Here is a 22,789-nt window from a genome sequence, read left to right on the forward strand (position 1 = left end):
CCGGCCCCGACGGCTCCGCAGACCGGAGAACCCGATGGACATCACGACACAGAAACCAGCCGCACCCCCCGTCGCACCCGGGCCGGCCGCGCCCGTGGACAAGCGCGCCGCACGCGGGGCCACCCGCCCCGGTGACCGGATCTTCCTCGGGCTCTCCCGCGGATCCGGCATCTTCGTCCTGGTCCTCATGGCCGCCATCGCGGCCTTCCTGACCTACCGCGCCTCCATAGCCATCAGCAAGAACGAGGCGAACTTCTTCACCTCGTTCGACTGGAACCCCAGCGGCATCCCGCCGGAGTTCGGCATCGCCGTCCTGGCGTTCGGCACCGTCGTGTCGTCGATCATCGCCATGGTCATCGCGGTCCCCGTCTCGGTGGGCATCGCCCTGTTCATCACGCACTACGCGCCGCGCCGCCTCGGCGGCCTCATCGGGTACGTGATCGACCTGCTCGCCGCCGTCCCCTCCATCGTCTACGGCCTGTGGGGCGCCCTCTTCCTCGTCCCGCACCTGGAGGGCCTCTACGGCTGGCTGGACGACTACCTCGGCTGGACCGGCGTCTTCGAGTGGAACGACGGCGCCCCGCGCTCGCTGTTCACCGTCGGCATCCTGCTCGCCATCATGATCCTGCCGATCATCACCAACGTGAGCCGCGAGGTCTTCCGGCAGGTTCCCCGGATGCACGAGGAGGCGGCCCTGGCGCTCGGCGCGACGCGCTGGGAGGTCATCCGCATGTCGGTGCTGCCCTTCGGCCGCTCCGGCGTCATCTCCGCCTCGATGCTGGGCCTCGGCCGCGCGCTCGGCGAGACGATGGCCGTGGCCATGGTGCTCTCCTCCAGCTTCGACATCAACGCCAGCCTGCTCGACACCGGCGGCGGCACCTTCGCCCAGAACATCGCCAGCAAGTTCAACGAGGCCACCGAGATGGGCCGCGACGCCCTGATCGCCTCCGGTCTCGTCCTGTTCGTCATCACGCTGCTGGTCAACGGCGCGGCCCGGCTGATCATCGCCCGCCGCAAGGAGTACTCGGGGGCCAACGCATGAGCCACGCAACCCTCACCCCGAAGCCCGGTTCGCTGCGCGGCGCGACGCTGCCGAAGTGGTTCGCCTGGGCGGTCGCCGCGGGCTCCGTCGTCCTGGGCCTCGGCATCAGCACCGCGGCCGGCCTGGACAGCGACATCCAGTGGGCGCTCATCGCGGCCGTGCTGTTCGTCGCCGGCTCGTACGCCATCTCCGCGAAGGTCGAGGGCCGCCGTCAGGCCAGGGACCGCACCGCGACCAGCCTGGTCTGGGTCGCCTTCCTCCTCGCCCTCGTCCCGCTGATCTCCCTCATCTGGGAGACGGTCAAGCGCGGCGTGAAGGTCCTCGACGGCTACTTCCTCACCCACTCGATGGGCGTGGTCGCCGACACCGAGCCGGGCGGCGGCATCTACCACGCCATCGTCGGCACCCTGGAGCAGGTCGGCCTCGCCACCCTGATCTCCGTGCCGATCGGTGTGCTCACCGCCATCTACCTCGTCGAGTACGGCCGCGGCCGGCTCGCCAAGTCCGTCACCTTCTTCGTCGACGTCATGACGGGCATCCCGTCCATCGTCGCCGGTCTGTTCGTCCTCAGTGTGTGGATCCTGATGCTGGACATGGGCCCGTCCGGCTTCGCCGGCTCGATGGCCCTGTCCATCCTGATGATCCCGGTGGTCGTCCGCTCCACGGAGGAGATGCTCAAGCTCGTCCCGAACGAGCTGCGCGAGGCGTCCCTCGCCCTCGGCGTGCCGAAGTGGCGCACGATCCTGAAGGTGGTCCTGCCGACCTCCATCGGCGGCATCACCACCGGCGTGATGCTCGCGATCGCCCGCATCACCGGTGAGACCGCCCCCGTCCTGCTGCTGGTCTGGGTCACGAACTTCATCAACACCAACCCGTTCTCCGACCCGCAGGCGTCGCTGCCGATGTACATCTACCTCCAGTACGCCAACAGCGGCGGCTCCGGCGCGGCCTACGACCGTGCCTGGGCGGCGGCCCTGACGCTCATCGCGTTCATCATGATCCTCAACCTGGTGGCCCGCGGCATCGCCCGCTGGAAGGCCCCGAAGACCGGTCGCTGAGGCCTCCCCCGAACCGAAAGAAGAAGTGATACCCATGGCCAAGCGCATCGACGTCAGCGGTCTCAACGCCTACTACGGCTCCTTCCTCGCCATCGAGGACATCTCGATGACCGTGGAGCCCCGCTCCGTGACGGCCTTCATCGGCCCCTCCGGCTGCGGCAAGTCCACCTTCCTGCGCACCCTGAACCGCATGCACGAGGTGACGCCCGGCGGCCGGGTCGACGGCAAGGTCATGCTCGACGACGAGAACCTGTACGGCCCCGGCATCGACCCGGTGGCCGTGCGGCGCGAGGTCGGCATGGTCTTCCAGCGCCCGAATCCCTTCCCCACCATGTCGGTGTACGACAACGTGGCGGCGGGCCTGCGTCTGAACGGCAAGTACAAGAAGTCCGAGCTGGACGACGTCGTCGAGAAGTCACTGCGGGGCGCCAACCTCTGGAACGAGGTGAAGGACCGCCTCAACAAGCCCGGCTCGGGCCTCTCCGGCGGTCAGCAGCAGCGGCTGTGCATCGCCCGCGCCATCGCCGTCGAGCCGAACGTGCTGCTGATGGACGAGCCCTGCTCCGCCCTGGACCCGATCTCCACCCTCGCCATCGAGGACCTGATCGGCGAGCTGAAGGAGCAGTTCACGATCGTCATCGTGACGCACAACATGCAGCAGGCGGCCCGCGTCTCCGACCGCACCGCGTTCTTCAACCTGGCCGCGGTCGGCCAGCCCGGCAAGCTGATCGAGCTCGACGACACGGAGCGCATCTTCTCCAACCCGTCGGTCCAGGCCACCGAGGACTACATCTCCGGCCGCTTCGGCTGACCGATCCCCTCGCGGTGCTGCATGGCGGTGCCACCGCGAGGCCGAAGGGCCCGCCCCCTACCGGGGGCGGGCCCTTCCACGTATCGCGCCCTCCACGGGCAACCGCACCACCGCTCTCCGCGGGCAACCGCACCACCGCTCTCCCGCGGGCAACCGCACCACCGCTCTCCCGCGGGCATCCGTGCCACCGCTCTCCCGCGGGCATCCGTGCCACCGCTCTCCCGCGGGCAACCGCACCACCGCTCTCCGCGGGCAATCGTGCCACCGCTCTCCGCGGGCAACCGCACCACCGCTCTCCGCGGGCAATCGTGCCGCAGGGCGGCACGGGTGGGCGCGACGGCACCCCGCGAACGCCGGGCCGCGCAACACCCCCCGCCCAGCCACAACACCGGGCAGCGAACCGGCCCCGCTACAAGAACACCAGGTACACGACCCCGTAGCACAACGCGGCGACAGCACCAGCCGCAGGCATCGTGATGAACCACCCGAGAACGATGTTCTTGGCCACCCCCCACCGCACCGCGTTGACCCGCTTCGTCGCCCCCACACCCATGATCGCCGAAGTGATCACATGCGTGGTGGAGATCGGCGCGTGGAACAGGAACGCCGACCCGAACATGATCGACGCACCCGTCGTCTCCGCCGCGAACCCCTGCGGCGGATCCAGCTCGATGATCTTCCGCCCCAGCGTCCGCATGATGCGCCAGCCGCCCGCGTACGTCCCCGCGGACAGCATCACCGCACAGGCGATCTTCACCCACACCGGAATCGGATCGCCGTATTCCTCGACATCCGCGATGACCAGCGCCATCACCACGATGCCCATCGTCTTCTGCGCGTCCTGAAGACCGTGCCCCAGCGCCATTCCCGCCGCGGACACCGTCTGCGCGATACGGAAGCCCCGCTTCGCCTTGTGCGGGTTCGACCGCCGGAAGATCCACATGATCGCGGTCATCACCAGATACCCGGCGATCAGACCCACGACCGGCGACACGAACATCGGAATGACGATCTTGTCGAGCACCCCGTTCCAGTACACCGTCGTGCCACCGGCGAGCGCCGCGCCCACCATGCCGCCGAACAGTGCGTGGGACGAGGACGAGGGCAGCCCGAAGTACCAGGTGATCAGGTTCCAGACGATCGCCCCGACCAGCGCGGCGAAGAGGATCCCCATCCCCGTGGACCCTTCGGGTGTCTGGATCACCCCCTCGCTGACGGTCTTGGCGACCCCGGACCCCATGAAGGCGCCGGCCAGGTTCATCACGGCCGCCATCGCGAGCGCGACCCGAGGCGTCAGCGCGCGCGTGGAGACGGACGTGGCGATCGCGTTCGCCGAGTCGTGGAATCCGTTGGTGTACGTGAAGAAGAGCGCGACCCCGATGGTCACGACCAGTGCGAAGGTGTCCATGTAGAGCTCAGGACTCCTTGACGGCGATGGTCTCCACCGTGTTCGCCACGTGCTCGAAGGCGTCCGCCGCCTCCTCCAGTACGTCCACGATCTGCTTGAGCTTCAGCACCTCGATGGCGTCGTACTTGCCGTTGAAGAGGTGGGCCAGCAGCTTGCGGTGGATCTGGTCTGCCTGGTTCTCCAGGCGGTTGACCTCGATCCAGTACTCGGTGAGGTTCTCCATGGTGCGCAGGTGCGGCATGGCCTCCGCGGTGAGCTCCGCGGCGCGCGCCAGCACCTCGATCTGCTGCTCGACGCCTTTGGGCAGTTCCTCGACGTTGTAGAGGACGACGAGGTCGACGGCCTCCTCCATGAAGTCCATGATGTCGTCGAGGGACGACGCGAGGGCGTAGATGTCCTCGCGGTCGAAGGGCGTGATGAACGAGGAGTTCAGCTGGTGGAAGATCGCGTGTGTGGCGTCGTCACCGGCGTGTTCCGCGGCCCGCATACGCTCTGCGATCTCGGCCCGGGCGGAGGTGTCCGCCCCGAGCAGTTCCATCAGGAGCTTGGAGCCCGTGACAATGTTGTCCGCGGACGCGGCGAACATGTCGTAGAAGCTCGTCTCCCTGGGGGTCAGACGAAAGCGCACGTGGGGTCCTCGGTCTGCATCGGTGTCGGTCAGGCTGATGCTAGGCGCATCATCCGGCCACGTGTAACGGGCCGCCCTCCAGTGTCGCCCATCAGGCACAGTGATGAGCACAGGGGCGGTCCGAGGCCCGTATCCGGCCGCAGCGCCTGTCATCGGCCACCAGGCCCCTACCCGGGAAAGTTCGGTACCATATACCCACCAGGGGTATATCTCGGCCATCATCACCACAGGAGGACGCGATGACGACCACCGGAACCGGCGCGGACGCGGCCTCCACCCCCGAGATCGTGACCGATCACGACCGGGGAATTCACGGCTATCACGACCAGAAGCAGGAACACCTCAAGCGGCTGCGCCGTATCGAGGGCCAGATCCGCGGGCTCCAGCGCATGGTCGACGAGGACGTCTACTGCATCGACATACTCACCCAGGTGTCCGCCTCCACCAAGGCCCTGCAGTCGTTCGCGCTGCAACTGCTGGAGGAGCACCTGCGCCACTGTGTCGCGGACGCGGCCGTCAAGGGCGGGGACGAGATCGACGCGAAGGTCAAGGAGGCCACCCAGGCCATCGCCCGCATGCTCCGCACCTGACCGCGTGGTCAGTCGTGGCCGGGCTCCGCGCGGGTCTCGCCCACCCGCAGCACCTCGTCGATGCTCTCCAGGCTGAGCCGGTCCTCGGCGGCGGAGGCGGCGATGATCAGCTCCCCGCACAGTTCGATCTCGGCGAGCGCCACGTGGTCCTGCACCGTCCCGCCCCCGAGCGGAGCCACGCGCCTCACCTCTCCTCAGTCGTCACCGACTTCCTAGAGTAGGGAGGGCCCCACGCACCGCGCATGGCACGGAAGGGCTAGTTCGCGCCGGTCACTCCGGACCGCTCACTCCTCCGCGATCCGGCCGGCGTAGATGTCCCCGGCCTCCGGGAGCCGTACGTCGGTGGGGATCCCGAAGTCGTACAGCAGGGTCGTCGAGGCGACCGCGACGGGCTCGGCCTGACGTCCGTTGACGAAGCTGAACCGGTGCCGGACCTTGCGGATCCGCCCCTGGTCGTCGAGGTACACGTCGAACGGCACCCGCGCGGTGGCGAACCCTTTCGCCGCCGCGCCCAGCGTCCCCCGGTTCGCCTCGGAGGCCACCCGCGAGGCCTCCTCCAGGTCGGCGGTCCCCCGGTAGTGGCGCACCTTCGCCCCCGCGACCTCGGTCCGCCCGACGAACGTCACCGACCGCGTCCCGCGCAGCACCTCGGCTGCGGTGAACGGATCGGTGGCACCGCCGGTGACGAGGTTCCCGTCGGTGAGTGTCCCGGTGTCCACCCTCACCCACTTGTCGGCGGGCACTCCGGCCCCCCGGTTCTTCATGAACAGGGCCCCGGGGGCGAGCAGCTCGGTGATCGGCCGCCGCACGGTCTCCCCCGACGGGTCCTGCGGCAGCAGCACCTTCAGCCGGCCGAGCCGGTTGCGGTAGTCGTAGACCCCCTCGCCCCTGATGGTGACCCGGGTCCCCCCGGTGGCCATCTCCAGGGACGTGCGCGCCTTGGAGCTGCCCGCCTCGACGAGCGCGTCCGCCGCCTCGCGCACCACCGCCACGGCCGCCGGGCCACCGGTCGGACCGCCGGTCGCGGCCCCGCTGCTGCCGCACCCCGCGAGGGCACCGAGCGCCAGACACCCGGCGGCTGCGAGAGCGGCGGCGGAACCACCGGTCCGCCGGCGTCGCGGTTCTCGTCCTGCCATGGCCGCCTACCCCCGCTGTGTCCGACACGGGCCGTCTTTCCCCGGTTAACGACCGGTGGTCGAGGCCGTCACGCGGACACATCCGCAGCGGTACGGTGGTGAGGTGGAAGAGCAGGATGTCGCGGCAACCCTTCAGGACCACCGGACAACCACCTCGGAGCGGGGGCCCTTCTGCGTCGCCTCCTGCACGTGCGGCTGGCGCGGCCCCGCGAGAAGAGCGAGAAGCCTGGCCCGCACGGACGCCAGGAACCACACCCAGGAGTGACCGGGAGCCGTCCCCCGGCCCACGGGCGGCGCCGGGGACGGCTCAGGCCGCCAGGTCGCGCTGCCCCGGCTCGGACGGCCGGTTCTCCTCCGGGGCCGTCCGCGCCCCGTGCCCGCGCGCACTGATCAGCCATCCGCCCCTCGGCGACCGCTCGATCGCCCGCATCAGCGGCGTCAGCATCGCCATGGCGGGCGGTGAGAGCAGCAGCGCGACGGACGTGCCGAGGGCGAGCCCGCCCACGACGTCCGTCGGGTAGTGCACACCCATGTAGACGCGGATGAAGCCGCCCATCAGTCCGAGCACCAGGCCGACGATCCCGAGCCGCCGGTTGGCCAGGAACAGCCCTACCGCCAGGGCCATGCAGAGCGTCGCGTGGTCGCTGACGAACGAGTAGTCGGTCTTGCCGGCGACCAGGACCTCGAGTCCCTCGTGGTCGTTGAAGGGCCGGGGCCGTTCGACGAACCCGCGTATCGGGACGTTCACCAGGACCGCGACGCCCGCCGCGAGCGGGGCCCACACCAGGGCCGCCACGGTCGGTGCCGCGTCCTCGCCGCCCCGCCGTCTGACGCCCCACCAGCACCACACCAGCATCCCCAACAGGGCGAACAGGATGCCGTACTCGCCCACGAACTCCATGACCCGGTCGAACCACGGCGGCGCGGCCTTGGCGAGGCCGTTGATGTCATAGAGCAGGTCGACGTCGGGGTTCGACCCGGAATCGGCGAGTCCAGCCATGGTGCTGCGGCCCCTTCGTCCATATCTCCCGGCGCGCGGTGCGCACGCCGTCTGCAACCACCCCCGTGGTGCGTAGATCCGCTCATCGGCTCGGCTACGACAACAGGAACGCACGGCCCCCGCTGATACGTTCCACGCTCCACCGAATGATCACGCAGACTTTATCGAAGAGAGATGCATCTCCGCAGCTCAGGGGGAGGGCAGGCGCTCCGCTCACACCGTTGTGGGGAGTGCTTTCGCGCCATCCTCGGTGACCCGGGTGGCACCAAAGTAGTCAGGAGTGTCGATCGGGTCGAATCGGATCACGGCACCCGTCCTGGGTGCGTCGATCATGTACCCGCCGCCGACATAGATGCCCACATGCCGGATGGCCCGCGAATCGGTGAGGTCGTCCGAGAAGAACACCAGATCGCCGGGCAGCAGTTCGTCCCGCTTCGGATGCGGACCCGCGTTGTACTGGTCGTTCGCCACACGCGGCAGCGTGATCCCCACACTCTCGTACGCCGCCTTCGTCAGCCCCGAACAGTCGAACCGTCCGCCGTGCTCAGGAGTGCCGTTGCCGCCCCACAGGTACAACGTCCCGAGCTTCTTCTGCGCGTAGGCGATGGCGCCGGCGGCCTGCCTCGACGGGTCGACCCGCCCGACGGGCGCGGCGAAGCTCTTCTCCAGGGCGCGGATCCGCTTGACGTAGTTCTGAGTCTCGGTGATCGCGGGCACCCCGCCGGACTTGATGACCCGGTATGCCCCCGCGTTGTAGGCGGCGAGCATGTTGTTCGTTACGTCCCCCGGTACGTCCTTCACGTACTTCGCGAGTTCGCAGTCGTACGAAGCGGCCGATGGAATCGCGTCATTCGGGTCCCAGATGTCACGGTCGCCGTCGCCGTCACCGTCGATGCCGTGGGCGGCCCAGGTGCCCGGGATGAACTGGGCGATACCGCGTGCGTCGGCGTGACTGACGACGTCAGGGTCCCACCCGCTCTCCTGATAGAGCTGCGCGGCGAGCAGCGCCGGGTTGATGGACGGGCAGAGGTTGCCCCACTTCTGAACGAGCGTCTGGTACGCGGCGGGCACCGACCCCTTGGCGAGTGCCTTGCCCGCACCGCCCACGCCGTTGACGAGGTTCCCGGCGACGACGTAGACGCCCACGACGAGCAGCATGACGAAGCTCAGCCCCAGCCCGATGGCGGCACCACCGGCCACCCATACCTTCCGCACGCTCCAACTCTCCCCTACCGCGCTCCGGTTTATGGGTCATTTACCAGCCTGAAGGGCGCCTGTGTGAGCTACTTCGCGACAAACCCGTGGCAGGCGATGCTTGCGTACTCGTTCGGCCCACGGACATGAAGGAAGAGCACTGTCCAGTCGCCGGGGTCGTTTCCGATCGGGATGGCGTCGCTGTGCTTCTTCCCACGCACGAACTTCTGGAAGTCATCGGGGTACGTCAGCTCCACCCACGGGGCGGTCTCGTTGCTGCTGTAGCCCTGGTACATGTCCACCGGCTTGCTGGTGTAGCCGAGGTCCAGGTTCTGCTGCAACGCGCCCTCGTACGGCCGGCCCGTGTCCGGATCGATCTCATGCGGCGGCTTGACGGAGACCGCCACGTAGTACGACTCCCCGGCCTTCGGATCGGCGTACTTCAAGCGGACTCCGATACGTCCCTGCCCCGAGGTGTAGGGCGCATCGGATTCTGCTGCGGAGACCGCGAACTGGAAGTGCTCGTTGCGCTCCTCGGCGGGCAGCTGACAGGCACCTTCCCCATACTGCGAAGCCGTGTCCGCCGTCCAGAAGTCCCGTGACGGATTCGTCTGCTCCACGTACGCCGGCGGCTGCACCTTCGGCTGCTCGCCCCCCTGGGTGGTGGGAGCCTTCGATGTGGCGCCAGGACGTGCGGCTCCGGTCGTCTCCTTCCCGTCCACCCCCCGGTCACCGTCGCCCTGATCGGACAGTACGAACGCTGCCGCCGCCACCCCGATCACCAACCCGGCCGCCACGGCGACAAGCCACGGCGCGGGGCGGCGCCGAGCGGGTGGGGCAGATGGGCTTACGTATGTGGGCGTATACCCCGGCCCGTACTGAGGCGCCGACGTCGGCAGTTCGTGCAACCCCACCGCCGGTGACGGAGCCATGGGCGGTGAACCGGCCTGAGCCGCCGCCGGCAGCTCCTCGGCCAGGGTGGCCAGTCCCGTGTAGAACGAGTCCTCGACGAGGGCCGCCGCCACCCGGCACCGCACGATCACCTCGGCGAGCTGCGGGCGTGCCGCCGGGTCCTTGGCCACACAGTGCTGGATCAGACCCGCCAGTTCGGGTTCCACGCCCACCAGATCGATCGGCTCGTGCACCGCGCGATAACTCACGGTGGCCGCCTCACCGATGCCGAAGGGAGGCCTGCCCGTCGCCGCGTACGCGATCGTCGCCCCGAGAGCGAACACGTCGGCGGCAGGGCCGACCTCATTGCGCATCAGCACCTCGGGCGCGGTGTAGCCAGGCGTGCCCGGCGCGAAACCCGCCTCGGTGAGTGCCGTCTGCCCGGCTCCCCGGGCGATACCGAAGTCGATGAGCTGTGGCCCCTGTGCGGCGAGGAGCACGTTCTGCGGCTTGAGGTCCCGGTGCGTGACCCCCTGTTCGTGCACGGCCGCGAGCCCTTCCGCCAGTGCCGCGAACAGACGTCGGCAGGTGTCGGCCGGCATCGGCCCCCGCGCCCCCACGGCCTTGCTCAGCGTCGGGCCCGACACGTACTCGGTCGCCAGCCAGTAAGGGGACGAGTCCAGCGACGCGTCGATCAGATTCGCGGTGTACGCGCTCCGGACCAGGCGCACGGTCTCCACCTCGCGCCTGAACCGGGCGAGCGCCTCGGGGTGATCCGCGATCTCGTCACGGATCACCTTGATCGCCACCAGCCGACCGCCGGGCGACCGCCCGAGATACACCTGCCCCATACCGCCCGCACCAAGGCGGGCCAGCAGCATGTACGCGCCTATCTGCGCGGGGTCTTGAGCCTTCAGTGCATCCACGGAACCGACCTTGCCACACGGTTCGGTGGATGTGCGGTAGAGATGGGATCACGGACCGCCCCAGCCGCACTCCGCCCACAGCACCTTCCCCCCGGCAGGCCCCTTTTGCTCGCTCAGCAGCGAGGCGCCCCAGGAGTCGGCGTACGTCCGCACCAGGGCCAGACCCCGTCCGCCCTCCGAGGTTCCGTGCGGCATGGCGCCGTGGACGAAGCCGGCGCCGAGACCGGACGGGACGGTCGGATCCCCGTCCCACACCCCGAGCCGGAGCTGGCCGGATTCCAGCGGACGGATGTGCAGCGCGTACGGGCCGTCGGTGTGCAGATGGGCGTTGGTCAGCAGCTCCGACGCGAGCAGCTCGGCCGTGGGGGCGAGTTCGCCGAGTTCGTAGGCGGCCAGGACGGAGCGCAGGGTGGAACGGGCGATGCCCGGTGAGCGTGGATCACGCGAGAGGTGGAGGGTGTAGGACCAGGCCGGGGATACGGTGGGCATGGAAGTCTCCGAGCGGGGGGGTCAGTTGGGCGTAAACACGAACTGGTGCCCAGTGGCATGCCGAACCGTCGATCGGTGCGCTTCTGAGCGGGGCGCCACTCGTAACGTAGGGAAAGTTCTTAGATGCGGCTAGATAAGAACTGATATTGCACTCGTGCGGGTGAACAGGAAGGCAGGAGCAAGGTGAGAAGCAACCCGACGGGACGGCAACTCCGTTTGGGTGCTGAGCTGCGAAAACTACGCGAGCGAGCCGGCCTGTCCTCAACACAGGCCAGCCGCCTCCTCGGCGTGCAGCAGAACCAGATCAGCAACGTCGAGGCGGGACGGGCGGGAGTGAGCCCCGAGCGTGTCCGCACCCTCGCGTGCCACTACGAATGCGGCGACCGGGCCCTCGTCGACGCCCTCTGCGCCATGGCGGCCGAACGCACCCGGGGGTGGTGGGAGGAGTACCGGGAGCTGCTGCCTGCCGCACTTCTGGACCTGGCCGAGGTGGAACATCACGCCGAGCGCCTTCACGCAGCCGTGGCACTGCACATCCCCGGCCTGCTCCAGACCGCGGAGCACGCCCGCGAGATCTTTCGCCAGGACGTACCCGAGATGTCGCCACCCGACGTCGAGCACCGAGTCTCGTTCCGCATCAAACGCCAGGCGGCGATCTACCGCGAGAACCCGACCCCTCACCTGGCGGTGATCCACGAGGCCGCCCTGCGCATGCAGCTCGGCGGCCCCACCGTCGCGGGCGCCCAGCTGCGGCACCTGCTGGACATGAGCGAGCGGGAGCACATCACCGTGCGAGTGCTCACTTTCGACGCCGGGGTCCTGCCCGGCTCGGGCCAGTCCTTCTACTACTCCACCGGCCCCGTCCCGCCGCTCGACACCGTCCACCTCGACCAGTCCCACGGCCCTGTCTTCCTCGACTCCGAAGCCCAACTGGCGAAGTACCGGACTCTCCTCGGCCGCATGGAGGCCGAGGCACTCCCGCCCGCCAGGTCGCGGGACCTCATTCACAAGATCGCGCGGGAACTGTAAGAAAGGTAGGCATGAAGCAGCCCGTCTGGCAGAAGTCCTCCTACTGCGCCCAGGGCGACTCCTGCGTACACGTAGCCGCGACCCCGCGCGCCATCCACATAACGGAGTCGGCCGACCCCACCGGCGCCGTCCTCACCACCACCCCCGACGCCTTCCGCGGCCTCCTCCGCGCCCTCAAGGAGGACCCTCACCCCCGTGCCCACGTGACCGTCGGCAGCGACGCCACCGTCCGCCTCCACGCCCCCGGCGGCACCGCCACCGTCACCACCGACCACCCCCGCTGGGACGCCTTCGTACGAGGCGTCCGGGCCGGTGAGTTCGACCACTTCGTAGCGTAGAACCCTGCGCACAGTCACCCGAACACCTGTCAGAAACCCCGTCGACCAGCCTCGTTGCCCGGCGTGACACACCGTGATACACAGAGTGACGATACGACTCTTCACTCTCCGGAACGCGCCTCTGCCGGGGTCCGGCGCGCGCCGGTGGCAAGCTATTCCTACGAAACCCGCCAGCTGATGACGCCAAGTCGACATACACGGGCGTCATCGTCGGCGACAATGAGGCCTGAACTCTGCACTCCCGCAGAGGAAGCGGAACTACCCATACCAGGGCGGTGACTTACATGTTCTTCGCGGCCGACGAGGGAGACATCAACACCATCATCGGCGGGATCGCTCCCGACTGGGGCCCCTTCGGCAGCCTGGGCAACGAGGCCAAGATCATGATCGAAGTGGTCATGGCGGTCGCCATCCTCATCTGCCTGGGCATCGCCATCTGGGGGGCGGCCAAACAGCGCATCGGTGCCACCGCGCTGCGGGACACCTTCAGCGCCGAACAGGGCAAGGGCCTCATCATCGCGGGGCTCACGGGCGTCTTCATCATCGGATCGCTCGGCACCCTCTTCACCATCGTGTACGGCATGGCCGTATAGACCCGCGCCACCGCTCCCGACCGGGCACGCCCGGCCCCCTCCCATCCCACCCGTCCGTCGTGCCCACCGGCTGAGGTTGCGTTTCCCTGATGTCCAGTCACCACACCGCACCCGAACGGGAGCCGGCCCGGCTACCGTCGTACGTGAAGTACACGGAGTACGAGGTGTTTCCGCACGACGCTGAGGGGGCGTACGCGGCATGAGTCTCGAAGACGACACCGGTCAGACCCGCACCCGCCTGCCCGAAGGGGGCGGCGACCCGTACGGCGGCGCGCGCAGAGGCGCCCGTTCGTCCTCCCGCAGCCTCGTCACCGTCGTCGGTGTGGTGGTCGTCCTGATCGCCGCGATCGCCTTCGCGAACCGCGGAGGAGACGATTCCGCAGCGGAGGAGAGCGGCTCCGCCGACTCCCCCAAAGCGGCGGCGACGGCCCCTTCGGGCAAGAAGCCGGTGGACGCGAAGACGGCAGGCATCCCGTCGGGCTTCGCCCACGACCGGCAAGGCGCGGAGAGCGCGGCGGCGAACTACGCGGTGGCGCTCGGCTCCGACGGCATGTTTCGCCCGGACCGCCGGCACGAGATCGTGCAGGCCCTGGCAGACTCGGGTTCCGTTGACGACCTTCAGTCGGGCTTCGACGCGGACTACTCCGCCGATTTCCTCAAAACCCTCGGGCTCGACAAGGACGGCAAAGCTCCTGACGGCAGCACCTTCGTCAACCGTACGGTTCCCACAGGCACCAAGGTCACGGCCTACAGCGACGACGCGGCAACTGTCGCGGTCTGGTGCCATGGCCTGTTCGGGCTCGCCGGCGAGAAGTCGACCAACCCCGTCACCAGCAGTTGGTTCACGGTGACCATGAAACTCAGCTGGAGCGGTGGCGACTGGAAGGTCGTCGAGACCCGCCAGAAGTCTGGCCCCACCCCCGTCCCCGGAGACAATCCCGTCTCCGGAGCCGATGAGATCAGCAAGGCGGTCCAGGATTTCGGAGGCTTCACCTATGCCCGGTAGCCGACGCCGCATCTTCAAGCTCACCGGCTTTGTCGCCGCCGTTCAAGCGACCGCCATCCTGTCGGCCACGCGGGCCGCCGCTGATCCCTCGCCCTCCCCGACGCCGACGCCGACGCCGACGCCGACTGAGAGCAACGACCCCTGCGCCCTGATCGCCGGCCCTGCCAAGGAGTACTGCGAGCGCGGACAGGCGAATGAGAACGGCGAGGGTGCCACCACCCTCGACGACCCCTCCGCCACCCTCGACCCCCTCGCCTCCCTCGCGCAGGGCTGCGCCGACGCCGCCTCCTGGACCATCAAGCAGCTCAGCGGGGCCGTCGAGGACACCGCGGACGTCGACTTCACCAACGACACGTTCCTCCAGCAGTACGCCGTCGTCTTCGCCGCGTCGACGATCCTCACCCTCCTGCTGTGGCTGCTGGCGGTCGCCAAGCGCGCGGTGCGGGGCGTCCCCCTCACCACCGCGATCTCCGAGGCGATCGGCTTCCTCTGGCTGACCGTCCTCGCCTCCGCCTTCACCCCGCTGATCCTCTACACCGTCGTCTCGGCCACCGACAGCGTCACCGACGTGCTCGCCAAGGCGACCGGCGACCAGACGGACACGTTCTTCGGCACGTTCGCCGGCGCGCTCGAGAAGGGCGACGACATCGGCGGCGGCCCGATCATGCTGATCGTCGTCTCCCTGGTCTCCATCCTCGCCGCCGGCATCCTCTGGCTGGAGCTCGTCATCCGCGCCGCCCTGCTCTACGTCGGCGCCCTCCTCGGCACCGTCGTCTACGCGGGCCTGGTCGACAAGAACCTGTGGGGCCACGTCCGCCGCTGGGCGGGCATCATGATCGCGGTGATCCTCGTGAAGCCCGTCATCGTGATAGTCCTCGGCCTCGCCGGGGCGCTCTCCGCCGAGGAGGGCCCCGACGCCTTCTCCGCCGTGGTCTCCGGTCTGGCGATCATCCTGCTCGCCATCTTCGCCTCCGCGATGATCTACCGCTTCGTCCCCGGCTTCGGCGACGAGATCGCCGGCTCCCGCAACAACCGCCTCATGCAGGGCGCCGAGGGCAAGGCCGCCGCCGTCATCAGCTCCCCGGCGTCCCTGGTCGCGCAGGGCATCAAGACCCACAGCACCCGCGCCGACAACAACAGCGGCGGCGCAGGCCAGTCCTCCGGCGCCCGCTCCTCCAACCCCGCCTCCGGCGGAGTCGCCGCGCACAGCTCGCGCACCCCGAACAGCGGCGGCGGCGCCGCCCCCGCACCCCGCTCGAGCAGCCCGGTGAACACCCCCCACGCCAGCAGCACCCGCAACAGCAGCAACAACCGCACGGGAGGTGAAGGGCGTTGACGACCGAGACCCACCTGTCCCATCCGGTCACGCCCCGCCGTACGTATCTGATCGGCCGCGCCCGGCCGAACGCGATCGTCGGCCGCAATCGCGAGACCGGTGAGATCGCGCTGATCGTCGTCGGCGCGTTCCTCGGCATGATGTGCGGGCTCCTCGTCCCCGTCCTGAGCGTGCGGATCGTGCTCCTCGCCGGACTGCCCATGATCGCCCTGGCCGCGGTCTACGTGCCCTACAAGGGCCGCACCTTCTACAAGTGGTTCGAGATCAACCGCAGCTACAAGCGCACCGTGCGCCGCGGCACCACCTACCGCTCCGGCGCCGTCGAGGCGGGCACCCGCCTCGACGGGCGCGAGATCGAGGTCGGACCGCCGCCCGGGATCGGGCGCATCACCTGGCTCGCCGCACCGTTCGGCCCGGACGAGATCGCCGTACTGCTCCACGCGGACCGTAAGACCGTCACCGCCGCCATCGAGATCGAGGGCCCCGGCGTCGGCCTGCGCGACTCCGAGGACCAGGAAGCCCTCGTCGACCGCTTCGGCACCCTGCTCAAGCACGTCGCCAACGGCGACGGCTTCGTCACCCGCATCCAGATGCTGGCCCGCACCCTGCCCGCCGACCCCGACGCGCACGCCAAGGACGTCTCCCTGCGCGGCGACGACACGTCACCGCCGTGGCTCCAGCAGTCCTACGAGCAGCTCCAGTCGATGGTGTCGACCAGCAGCGAACAGCACCGCGCCTACCTGGTCGCCTGCATGCACTACACCCGCGAGCTGGCCTCCGAGGCCAACACCATGGCCCGCGCGATGCGCAGCCAGGGCGGCGGCAAGGTCGACCGGGACGCGGGGCTCGCCGTCGTCATGGCCCGTGAGCTGACCGACATCTGCTCCCGGCTCCAGGAGGCCGACATCCGCGTACGGCAGCCGCTCGGCCAGAGCCGCCTGTCCTCGCTGGTGCACTCCATGTACGACCCGGACCACCCCATCGACCACATCCAGGCGATGACCCAGCGCAACGCCTGGCCGGCCGAGCTGGACGCCATGGAGCCCACCTACCTCCAGGCCAAGACCCGCGAGTCCGCGACCCGCGCCCCCTGGTGCCACGCCACGGCCTGGGTCAAGGAGTGGCCGATGACCCCGGTGGGCGTCAACTTCCTCGCCCCGCTGCTCGTCCACACCCCGGACGTGATCCGCACGGTCGCCGTCACCATGGACCTCGAACCCACCGAGGTCGCCATCGAGCGGATGCTGACCGAGAAGACCAACGACGTGGCGGAGGCCTCCCGCGCCGCCAAGATGAACCGCACCGTCGACCCGCGCGACCTCGCCGCCCACAGCAGGCTCGACCAGCGCGGCGAGGACCTCGCCAGCGGCGCCGCGGGCGTCAACCTCGTCGGCTACATCACCGTCTCCTCCCGCACACCCGAGGCCCTGGCGCGCGACAAGCGGACCATACGGGCATCGGCCGGAAAGTCGTACCTGAAGCTGGAGTGGTGCGACCGCGAGCACCACCGCGCGTTCGTGAACACACTCCCGTTCGCCACCGGCATTCGAAGGTAGGGGCTGAGTTCTGATGCGGGATCCGCTGTCCGTCGTCACCGACGCCTTCACGTCCTTCCTGTTCGGGAAGGTCGAGACGACACGGCTGCCGGTGCGCACCTCCACGGGCCAGGCGCAGGCCGTGTACCTGCCGACCGCCGCGCCCGGCCTCGGCGACTCCGGCGTCATCATCGGCCGCGAGGTCTACTCCGGCAAGGGCTACATCTACGACCCCTTCCAGCTCTACGGCCAGCAGCTGCCCGCACCGCACTGGCTGGTCCTCGGCGAGTCCGGCAACGGCAAGTCGGCCCTGGAGAAGACCTACGTCCTGCGCCAGCTGCGCTTCCGCGACCGCCAGGTCGTCGTCCTGGACGCGCAGGGCGAGGACGGCGTCGGCGAGTGGAACCTCGTCGCCCGGGAGATGGGCATCACTCCCATCCGCCTCGACCCGATGGCCGCCCTGGACCACGGCATCCGGCTCAACCCCCTCGACCCGTCGATCACCACCACCGGGCAGCTCGCGCTGCTGCGGACGATCATCGAGGTCGCGATGGGCCACGGCCTGGACGAGCGGTCCGGCTTCGCCCTCAAGGTCGCGCACGCCTACGTCAACGAGACGATTCTCGAACGCCAGCCGGTCCTCTCCGACATCGTCGAGCGCCTGCGCCACCCCGAACCGGAGTCCGCGGAGGCGATGAACGTCGCCATAGACGACGTACGGGCGTGGGGCCTGGACGTCGCCCTGGTCCTGGACCGGCTCGTCGACGGTGACCTGCGCGGCATGTTCGACGGCCCGACGACCGTCGGCATCGACCTCGACGCGCCGCTCATCGTCTTCGACCTGTCCCACATCGACCGCAACTCCATCGCCATGCCGATCCTCATGGCGATCGTCGGCGTCTGGCTCGAGCACACCTGGATCCGCCCCGACCGGAAGAAGCGCATCTTCCTCGTCGAGGAGGCCTGGCACATCATCAACAGCCCCTTCGTGGCGCAGCTGTTCCAGCGGCTGCTGAAGTTCGGGCGGCGGCTCGGCCTGTCCTTCGTCGCGGTCGTCCACCACCTGTCCGACGTGGTGGACGGCGCGGCCGCCAAGGAGGCGGCGGCCATCCTCAAGATGGCGTCGACCCGGACCATCTACGCCCAGAAGGCCGACGAGGCGCGGGCCACCGGCCGGGTCCTCGGCCTGCCCAGATGGGCCGTGGAGATCATCCCCACGCTCACGCCCGGCATCGCGGTCTGGGACGTCAACGGCAACGTCCAGGTGGTCAAGCACCTGGTCACCGAGACGGAACGCCCGCTGGTCTTCACCGACCGCGCGATGACCGAGTCCTCCGCCGACTTCAACGACGACGCCCTGCGCGCCGCCGAACGGGAGGCCGAGGAGCGGGCGGCGGCCTTCGTGGAACAGCACGTCGGCGACTCCGAATCGACGGTGGCGTAGAGGGAGCAGGCGTGAGACCGGACGATCACCGCGGGCCCGGCCGGGGCTCCGGCGGCCAGGGCGGCATCCCCGACGGGCTGCTCCTCGGCATCCTCGCCTTCATCCTCGGCCTGACCACGATGGTGTGGACGGCCACCGGACTCGCGGGCCTCTTCGCCCACGGCCGCTGGCCGTCCGGCATCACCTTCACCCGCACCCCGGTGGCCGTCCGCCACCTCATCGCCGACCCGCACGACCTGCCCGCCGCCTGGCCGGACGCCCCACCCGCCGACCTCTCCGGATACGGCCTCTTCTGGGGCCTGTTCATCGGCCAGCTGATGATCCTGACCGTCCTGACGGTGTTCGTCGTCGGCACCGTGGCCCGCTGGAGAGCCGTACGGGCCCGCCGGCGCGCGGAACGGACGGCGGCGGTGCACGAGCGGCACACGGAACCGGCACGGGAACCTTCAAGGGAGCCTTCAAGGGAGCCGCAGCCCGCCCCGGAGCCGGAACCGGCCCCGCAGCACCGGCACGAGGTTCCGGTCCCGAGGACATCCGAGCGGGAAGCGACGCAACCCGCGGAGCCCGCCGCCCCACAGGTGTCCGACGGTGCACGGACCGGCGGGTGGGACCTCCCCGGCCCCGGCCGCGCCGGCCTGCACTACGGCCCCCCGGCCACCCGCCACACCACCGCCGCCCAGGCCGTACGGGACGCGGAGGGCCCCGCCCTCGTCCTCACCTCCAACCCGGCCCTGTGGCACGACACCAAGGACGCCCGCGCCAAACTCGGCCCCACCCACCTCTACGACCCGACCCACCTCTGCGACACCCCGGCCCGCCTCCACTGGTCCCCCACCGCCGGCTGCGAGGACAAACAGACGGCCGCCACCCGCGCGGCAGCGCTCCTCGCCCCCGTCCGGCCCACCTCCCGGCTCGACCAGGCGGTCAGCGACACCGCCGAGACCCTGCTCCGCAGCTACGTCCACGCCGCCGCCGTCGACGGCCGCACCGTCCGCCACGTCCACCGCTGGGCGCAGGGCCTGCAGGTGCACGACGCCGTGCGCATCCTCCGCACCCACCCCAAGGCCGCCCCCGGCTCCGCCGGCGAACTCGAAGCGGCCCTCACCGCGCACCCCGACCGCCGGGACATGGCCCAGCAGTTGACCACCCGCGCCCTGGCCGCCCTCTCCACCCTCCATGTCCGCGAGGCCTGCACTCCTCACCGAAATGATGCCCTCGCCTTGGATTCCTTCATCGACGAAGGGGGCACGCTTTATGTCGTGGGCGAATCCATCGAGGATCCCCGCACCAGTCCGGGCGCGATGCCCCTGCTGACGGCGCTCGCCTCGCACGTGGTCGAGCACGGCCGGCGCATGGCCGAACGGTCATCCTCCGGTCGGCTCGACCCACCACTCACCCTCGTCCTGGACGACGTGGCGGCCGTGGCCCCGCTGCCCCAGCTCCCCGAACTCCTCGCCGCCGGCTCGGACCGGGGCATGCCGACGCTGGCCCTGCTCCGCTCCCGGGAGCAGGCCCGCACCCGCTGGCCGCACGACGAACTAACGGTCTGACCCGGGCCGCCCGATCACCATCTCCAGCTCACGCTCGTCCGGCTTGTCCGCCAACGGCACGGTGACCCCGCTCTCCACGAACCCCGCCTTGCGGTAGAAGCCCCGCGCCCGCGCGTTCTCCGCGTGCACGACGAGCCGCACCCGCTCCACGCCGCGCCCCCACGCCCACTGCAGTGCCGCGTCGAACAGCGCCCCGGTCAGCCCGCTCCCCCGCTGCCCGGGCGCCACGTAGACACCCACCAGGTGTCCCTGCCGCCGCTCGACGGGCATCCCCGCCCAGTCGGTCGTCCCTGCCTCCTCGATCAGCACGGCGACCGTGCCCACCCAGCTCCTGTCCTTCGCCTCGGCGACGAACTGCCGTGCCCCCCCCGTCTCCTGAGCCCCGTTCGCCGCTCGCTCCCGCCAGTACGAGTCCGGCCGGGCCACGGCCTTGTCGTAGGTGTCCAGGAAGGCGAGATCCGCGACCGGGTCCCGCAGGGCGGCGAGCCGCAGCTCCTTCACCGCGGCCCACTCCTGCGCCCGCACCGCCCGGATCACACAGTCCTCGAAGGTCACGACACCTGTCCTCATGGCCGCCACGGTAGTACCGGGGTACTACACCCCTCAGCCCGATTACGGCTCCGGGCCGACGCACACCGCTCCCTCCGCGGGCGATGATCGGCTCATGATTCGGCTCCGACCGGCGGACGGACCCCCACCATGGACCCCGTGACGAACGGCCAGGAGGCGGCGCCGTCGGCGAGCACCCGCACGGCGGAGCCGCTCACCCAGCACGTGCAACGCGCCAACCAGTGGATCCGGGACTTCGACCGGCGTCACCCGCTCCTGTGGGACACCGTCTTCACCGGCTTCTGGACGACGGCCGCCCTCATCGACTTCACCGGTGGCGGCTGGCGCAACGTCACCCACAACCCGGACGCCCCCGGCCCGCTTCTCCTCGTGCTGTCCCTCGGCCTGTCCGTCCCCCTCCTGTGGCGTCGCACCCGTCCCGCGACCGTCATGCTCGCCATGGCCCCGTTCGCCCTGGTCAACGCCTGGTCCGGCGCCACCCTCCAGGCGGCCCTGCTCCAACTGGTCGTCGTCTACCACATCGCGCTCAGCCGCCCCCTGCGCGACCTGTGGTGGGCGACGGCCCTGATACTGACGCCGGTCATCATCTCCACGGCCCGCTACGGCGAGGGCGAGTGGAGCCAGCAGATCGGTTCGTACCTGACGTCCATCGGCGTGGCGGTCCTCATCGGCATCACCATCCGCACCCGTGAGAGCTACACCGAGGCCCTGGAGGACCGGGCCCGCCGTCTGGAGATCGAACGCGACCAGCAGGCCCGTATCGCGACCGCCGCCGAACGCGCCCGGATCGCCCGGGAGATGCACGACATCATCGGCCACCACCTGTCCGTCATCACCGGTCTGGCCGACGGCGGCAAGTACGCGGCCGCCAGGTCCCCGGAACGGGCCGGGCAGGCCCTGGACGCCATCGGCACCACCAGCCGTCAGGCCCTCGGCGAACTGCGCCGCCTGCTCGACGTCCTCCGCGACGACGAGACGGCCGCCCTCCCCGCGGAGCGGAACCCCCAGCCCGGCCTCACCGACCTGGACCGTCTCCTCGACGGCGTCCGCACCGCGGGCCTGCCGGTCCGGCTCACCACCGAGGGCCTGCCGGCCACCCTCCCCCCGGGCCGGGAGCTCACCGTGTACCGGATCGTCCAGGAAGCCCTCACCAACACCCTCAAGCACGCCGGCCCCGACGCCGCCTCGGAGATCGTCATCGTCTACGGCGACGGGGGCGCCGTCACCGTCACCGTCACCGACACGGGACAGGGCACACCGCCCGCACCCCTGTCCGACGGTCGGGGCCTGCCAGGAATGCGCGAGCGAACAGCCCTGTACGACGGCACACTTGAGGCCGGCCCACGCCCCCGCCCCGAACAGGGCTGGCGGGTCCACCTGCACCTCCCGGAGGAACCCCCGCAGTGATCACCGTCCTCATCGCCGACGACCAGCCGTTGCAGCGCTTCGGCTTCCGCATGCTCTTGGAGAGCCAGGACGACCTCACCGTCCTGGGCGAGGCGTCGAACGGCGGCGAAGCGATCCGCTTGACGGCCGAACTCCACCCGGACGTGGTGCTGATGGACATCCGCATGCCCGGCATGGACGGCATCGAGGCCACCCGCCGCATCGTCGCCTCCGGGGACCGCACCCGGGTCCTCATCCTCACCACGTTCGACCTGGACGAGTACGCCCACGCGGGCCTCCGCGCGGGCGCCTCCGGCTTCCTCATCAAGGACGCCCAGCCGGAGGAGCTCCTCTCCGGCATCCGGGCCGTGGCGACCGGGGACGCGGTCGTCGCCCCCAGCCTCACCCGCCGCCTCCTCGACGCCTATGCCCACCACCTCCCCGCCGGCAGCGACACAGCGGACGTCATCCCGGAGGTAGACCCCCGCCTGTCCACGCTCACGGAGCGGGAACGCGAAATCCTCACGGTCATCGGGAAGGGCTGGACGAACTCCGAGATCGCCGCCCGTCTGCACCTCGCGGAGTCCACGGTGAAGACCCACGTGGGCCGTGTACTCGCCAAGACGGGTTCGCGCGACAGGATCCAGGCGGTGATCCTGGCGTACGACACCAAACTCGTGGAGCCGTCCTGAAACGCAGAAAGCCCCGTGCCAATGGCACGGGGCTTTCCCACGAATTGTTCGGCGGCGTCCTACTCTCCCACAGGGTCCCCCCTGCAGTACCATCGGCGCTGTAAGGCTTAGCTTCCGGGTTCGGAATGTAACCGGGC

Annotated in this window: 23 protein-coding genes and 1 rRNA gene; 14 read left to right on the plus strand and 10 right to left on the minus strand. The window is 69.8% G+C overall.

Translation table 11 applies throughout. From position 1 onward, the window contains the following. Nucleotides 1-34 precede the first annotated feature (34 nt). The 3 genes from pstC to pstB are packed head-to-tail and all read left to right on the plus strand — an operon-like array spanning nt 35 to nt 2,911. Entirely contained in the window at nt 35-1,042 is a 1,008-nt protein-coding gene (gene pstC, locus ACZ6A9_RS30690; protein WP_468992211.1) for a phosphate ABC transporter permease subunit PstC, read from the plus strand. Continuing rightward, nucleotides 1,039-2,100 (plus strand): phosphate ABC transporter permease PstA, encoded by a 1,062-nt coding sequence (gene pstA / locus ACZ6A9_RS30695; RefSeq protein ID WP_468992214.1) that lies wholly within the window; start codon nt 1,039-1,041, stop codon nt 2,098-2,100. Before pstC ends, pstA begins: the two co-directional genes overlap by 4 nt. A 34-nt stretch (nt 2,101-2,134) precedes the next feature. Then, nucleotides 2,135-2,911: a phosphate ABC transporter ATP-binding protein PstB gene (gene pstB, locus ACZ6A9_RS30700; protein WP_228969749.1), complete on the plus strand. Its 777-nt coding sequence runs from the start codon at nt 2,135-2,137 to the stop codon at nt 2,909-2,911. A 409-nt stretch (nt 2,912-3,320) separates the two neighbouring features. On the opposite strand, the gene ACZ6A9_RS30705 is transcribed toward pstB, so the two are convergent. Together ACZ6A9_RS30705 and ACZ6A9_RS30710 are read right to left on the minus strand one after the other, a co-directional pair. Next, entirely contained in the window at nt 3,321-4,319 is a 999-nt protein-coding gene (locus ACZ6A9_RS30705; RefSeq protein WP_468992218.1) for an inorganic phosphate transporter, read from the minus strand. A 7-nt stretch (nt 4,320-4,326) separates the two neighbouring features. Then, entirely contained in the window at nt 4,327-4,947 is a 621-nt protein-coding gene (locus ACZ6A9_RS30710; protein WP_037930976.1) for a DUF47 domain-containing protein, read from the minus strand. Between the two features lie 239 nt (nt 4,948-5,186). Here ACZ6A9_RS30710 and ACZ6A9_RS30715 point away from each other — a divergent pair, with 239 nt between their 5' ends. Beyond that, on the plus strand, nt 5,187-5,537 hold the full coding sequence (locus tag ACZ6A9_RS30715; protein WP_468992221.1) for a metal-sensitive transcriptional regulator: 351 nt from the start codon (nt 5,187-5,189) through the stop codon (nt 5,535-5,537). Between the two features lie 8 nt (nt 5,538-5,545). Here ACZ6A9_RS30715 and ACZ6A9_RS30720 read toward each other — a convergent pair whose 3' ends face one another. The 6 genes from ACZ6A9_RS30720 to ACZ6A9_RS30745 form a co-directional block, all read right to left on the minus strand. Next, nucleotides 5,546-5,725 (minus strand): hypothetical protein, encoded by a 180-nt coding sequence (locus ACZ6A9_RS30720; protein WP_468992224.1) that lies wholly within the window; start codon nt 5,723-5,725, stop codon nt 5,546-5,548. 96 nt (nt 5,726-5,821) lie between these two features. Next, nucleotides 5,822-6,673, minus strand: a complete 852-nt coding sequence (locus tag ACZ6A9_RS30725; RefSeq protein ID WP_468992226.1) for an SCO4651 family lipoprotein — start codon at nt 6,671-6,673, stop codon at nt 5,822-5,824. 307 nt (nt 6,674-6,980) lie between these two features. Next, the gene (locus ACZ6A9_RS30730; protein ID WP_468992229.1) at nt 6,981-7,673 is read right to left on the minus strand and encodes a phosphatase PAP2 family protein; all 693 of its coding nucleotides are present in this window, start codon (nt 7,671-7,673) and stop codon (nt 6,981-6,983) included. A 213-nt stretch (nt 7,674-7,886) separates the two neighbouring features. Continuing rightward, complete coding sequence (locus ACZ6A9_RS30735) at nt 7,887-8,888, minus strand: C40 family peptidase (RefSeq protein ID WP_468992231.1); 1,002 nt, start codon at nt 8,886-8,888, stop codon at nt 7,887-7,889. A gap of 68 nt (nt 8,889-8,956) precedes the next feature. Then, complete coding sequence (locus ACZ6A9_RS30740; RefSeq protein WP_468992233.1) at nt 8,957-10,684, minus strand: serine/threonine-protein kinase; 1,728 nt, start codon at nt 10,682-10,684, stop codon at nt 8,957-8,959. A 48-nt stretch (nt 10,685-10,732) separates the two neighbouring features. Then, nucleotides 10,733-11,173: an ATP-binding protein gene (locus tag ACZ6A9_RS30745; RefSeq protein WP_468992236.1), complete on the minus strand. Its 441-nt coding sequence runs from the start codon at nt 11,171-11,173 to the stop codon at nt 10,733-10,735. 183 nt (nt 11,174-11,356) lie between these two features. Here ACZ6A9_RS30745 and ACZ6A9_RS30750 point away from each other — a divergent pair, with 183 nt between their 5' ends. From ACZ6A9_RS30750 to ACZ6A9_RS30785, 8 genes are all read left to right on the plus strand, one after another. Next, nucleotides 11,357-12,202, plus strand: coding sequence for a helix-turn-helix domain-containing protein (locus tag ACZ6A9_RS30750; protein WP_468992238.1), 846 nt, complete (start codon nt 11,357-11,359; stop codon nt 12,200-12,202). Nucleotides 12,203-12,213: 11 nt separating this feature from the next. Further along, nucleotides 12,214-12,540, plus strand: coding sequence for a DUF397 domain-containing protein (locus tag ACZ6A9_RS30755; protein WP_468992240.1), 327 nt, complete (start codon nt 12,214-12,216; stop codon nt 12,538-12,540). Between the two features lie 284 nt (nt 12,541-12,824). Further along, complete coding sequence (locus tag ACZ6A9_RS30760) at nt 12,825-13,133, plus strand: hypothetical protein (protein WP_030829533.1); 309 nt, start codon at nt 12,825-12,827, stop codon at nt 13,131-13,133. Between the two features lie 199 nt (nt 13,134-13,332). Continuing rightward, on the plus strand, nt 13,333-14,139 hold the full coding sequence (locus ACZ6A9_RS30765; RefSeq protein ID WP_468992243.1) for a DUF8175 domain-containg protein: 807 nt from the start codon (nt 13,333-13,335) through the stop codon (nt 14,137-14,139). Further along, the gene (locus ACZ6A9_RS30770) at nt 14,129-15,475 is read left to right on the plus strand and encodes a hypothetical protein (RefSeq protein ID WP_468992246.1); all 1,347 of its coding nucleotides are present in this window, start codon (nt 14,129-14,131) and stop codon (nt 15,473-15,475) included. Before ACZ6A9_RS30765 ends, ACZ6A9_RS30770 begins: the two co-directional genes overlap by 11 nt. Continuing rightward, on the plus strand, nt 15,472-17,031 hold the full coding sequence (locus tag ACZ6A9_RS30775; RefSeq protein WP_468992249.1) for an SCO6880 family protein: 1,560 nt from the start codon (nt 15,472-15,474) through the stop codon (nt 17,029-17,031). The genes ACZ6A9_RS30770 and ACZ6A9_RS30775 overlap by 4 nt, the downstream gene beginning before the upstream one ends. Nucleotides 17,032-17,044: 13 nt before the next feature. Beyond that, nucleotides 17,045-18,454: an ATP-binding protein gene (locus ACZ6A9_RS30780; RefSeq protein WP_468992251.1), complete on the plus strand. Its 1,410-nt coding sequence runs from the start codon at nt 17,045-17,047 to the stop codon at nt 18,452-18,454. 11 nt (nt 18,455-18,465) lie between these two features. Next, on the plus strand, nt 18,466-20,004 hold the full coding sequence (locus tag ACZ6A9_RS30785; RefSeq protein ID WP_468992254.1) for a type IV secretory system conjugative DNA transfer family protein: 1,539 nt from the start codon (nt 18,466-18,468) through the stop codon (nt 20,002-20,004). On the opposite strand, the gene ACZ6A9_RS30790 is transcribed toward ACZ6A9_RS30785, so the two are convergent. Further along, nucleotides 19,993-20,574, minus strand: coding sequence for a GNAT family N-acetyltransferase (locus tag ACZ6A9_RS30790; RefSeq protein ID WP_468992257.1), 582 nt, complete (start codon nt 20,572-20,574; stop codon nt 19,993-19,995). The genes ACZ6A9_RS30785 and ACZ6A9_RS30790 overlap by 12 nt on opposite strands. A 129-nt stretch (nt 20,575-20,703) precedes the next feature. On the opposite strand from ACZ6A9_RS30790, the gene ACZ6A9_RS30795 reads away from it, so the two are divergent. Together ACZ6A9_RS30795 and ACZ6A9_RS30800 are read left to right on the plus strand one after the other, a co-directional pair. Continuing rightward, complete coding sequence (locus tag ACZ6A9_RS30795) at nt 20,704-21,981, plus strand: sensor histidine kinase (RefSeq protein ID WP_468992260.1); 1,278 nt, start codon at nt 20,704-20,706, stop codon at nt 21,979-21,981. Next, a complete protein-coding gene (locus tag ACZ6A9_RS30800; RefSeq protein ID WP_468992262.1) occupies nt 21,978-22,652 on the plus strand; it encodes a response regulator in 675 nt (224 codons plus the stop codon). The genes ACZ6A9_RS30795 and ACZ6A9_RS30800 overlap by 4 nt, the downstream gene beginning before the upstream one ends. A 46-nt stretch (nt 22,653-22,698) precedes the next feature. On the opposite strand, the gene rrf is transcribed toward ACZ6A9_RS30800, so the two are convergent. Further along, nucleotides 22,699-22,789, minus strand: a 5S ribosomal RNA gene (rrf, locus tag ACZ6A9_RS30805); the annotation flags it as partial.

The organism is Streptomyces sp. NPDC041124 (assembly GCF_055592385.1).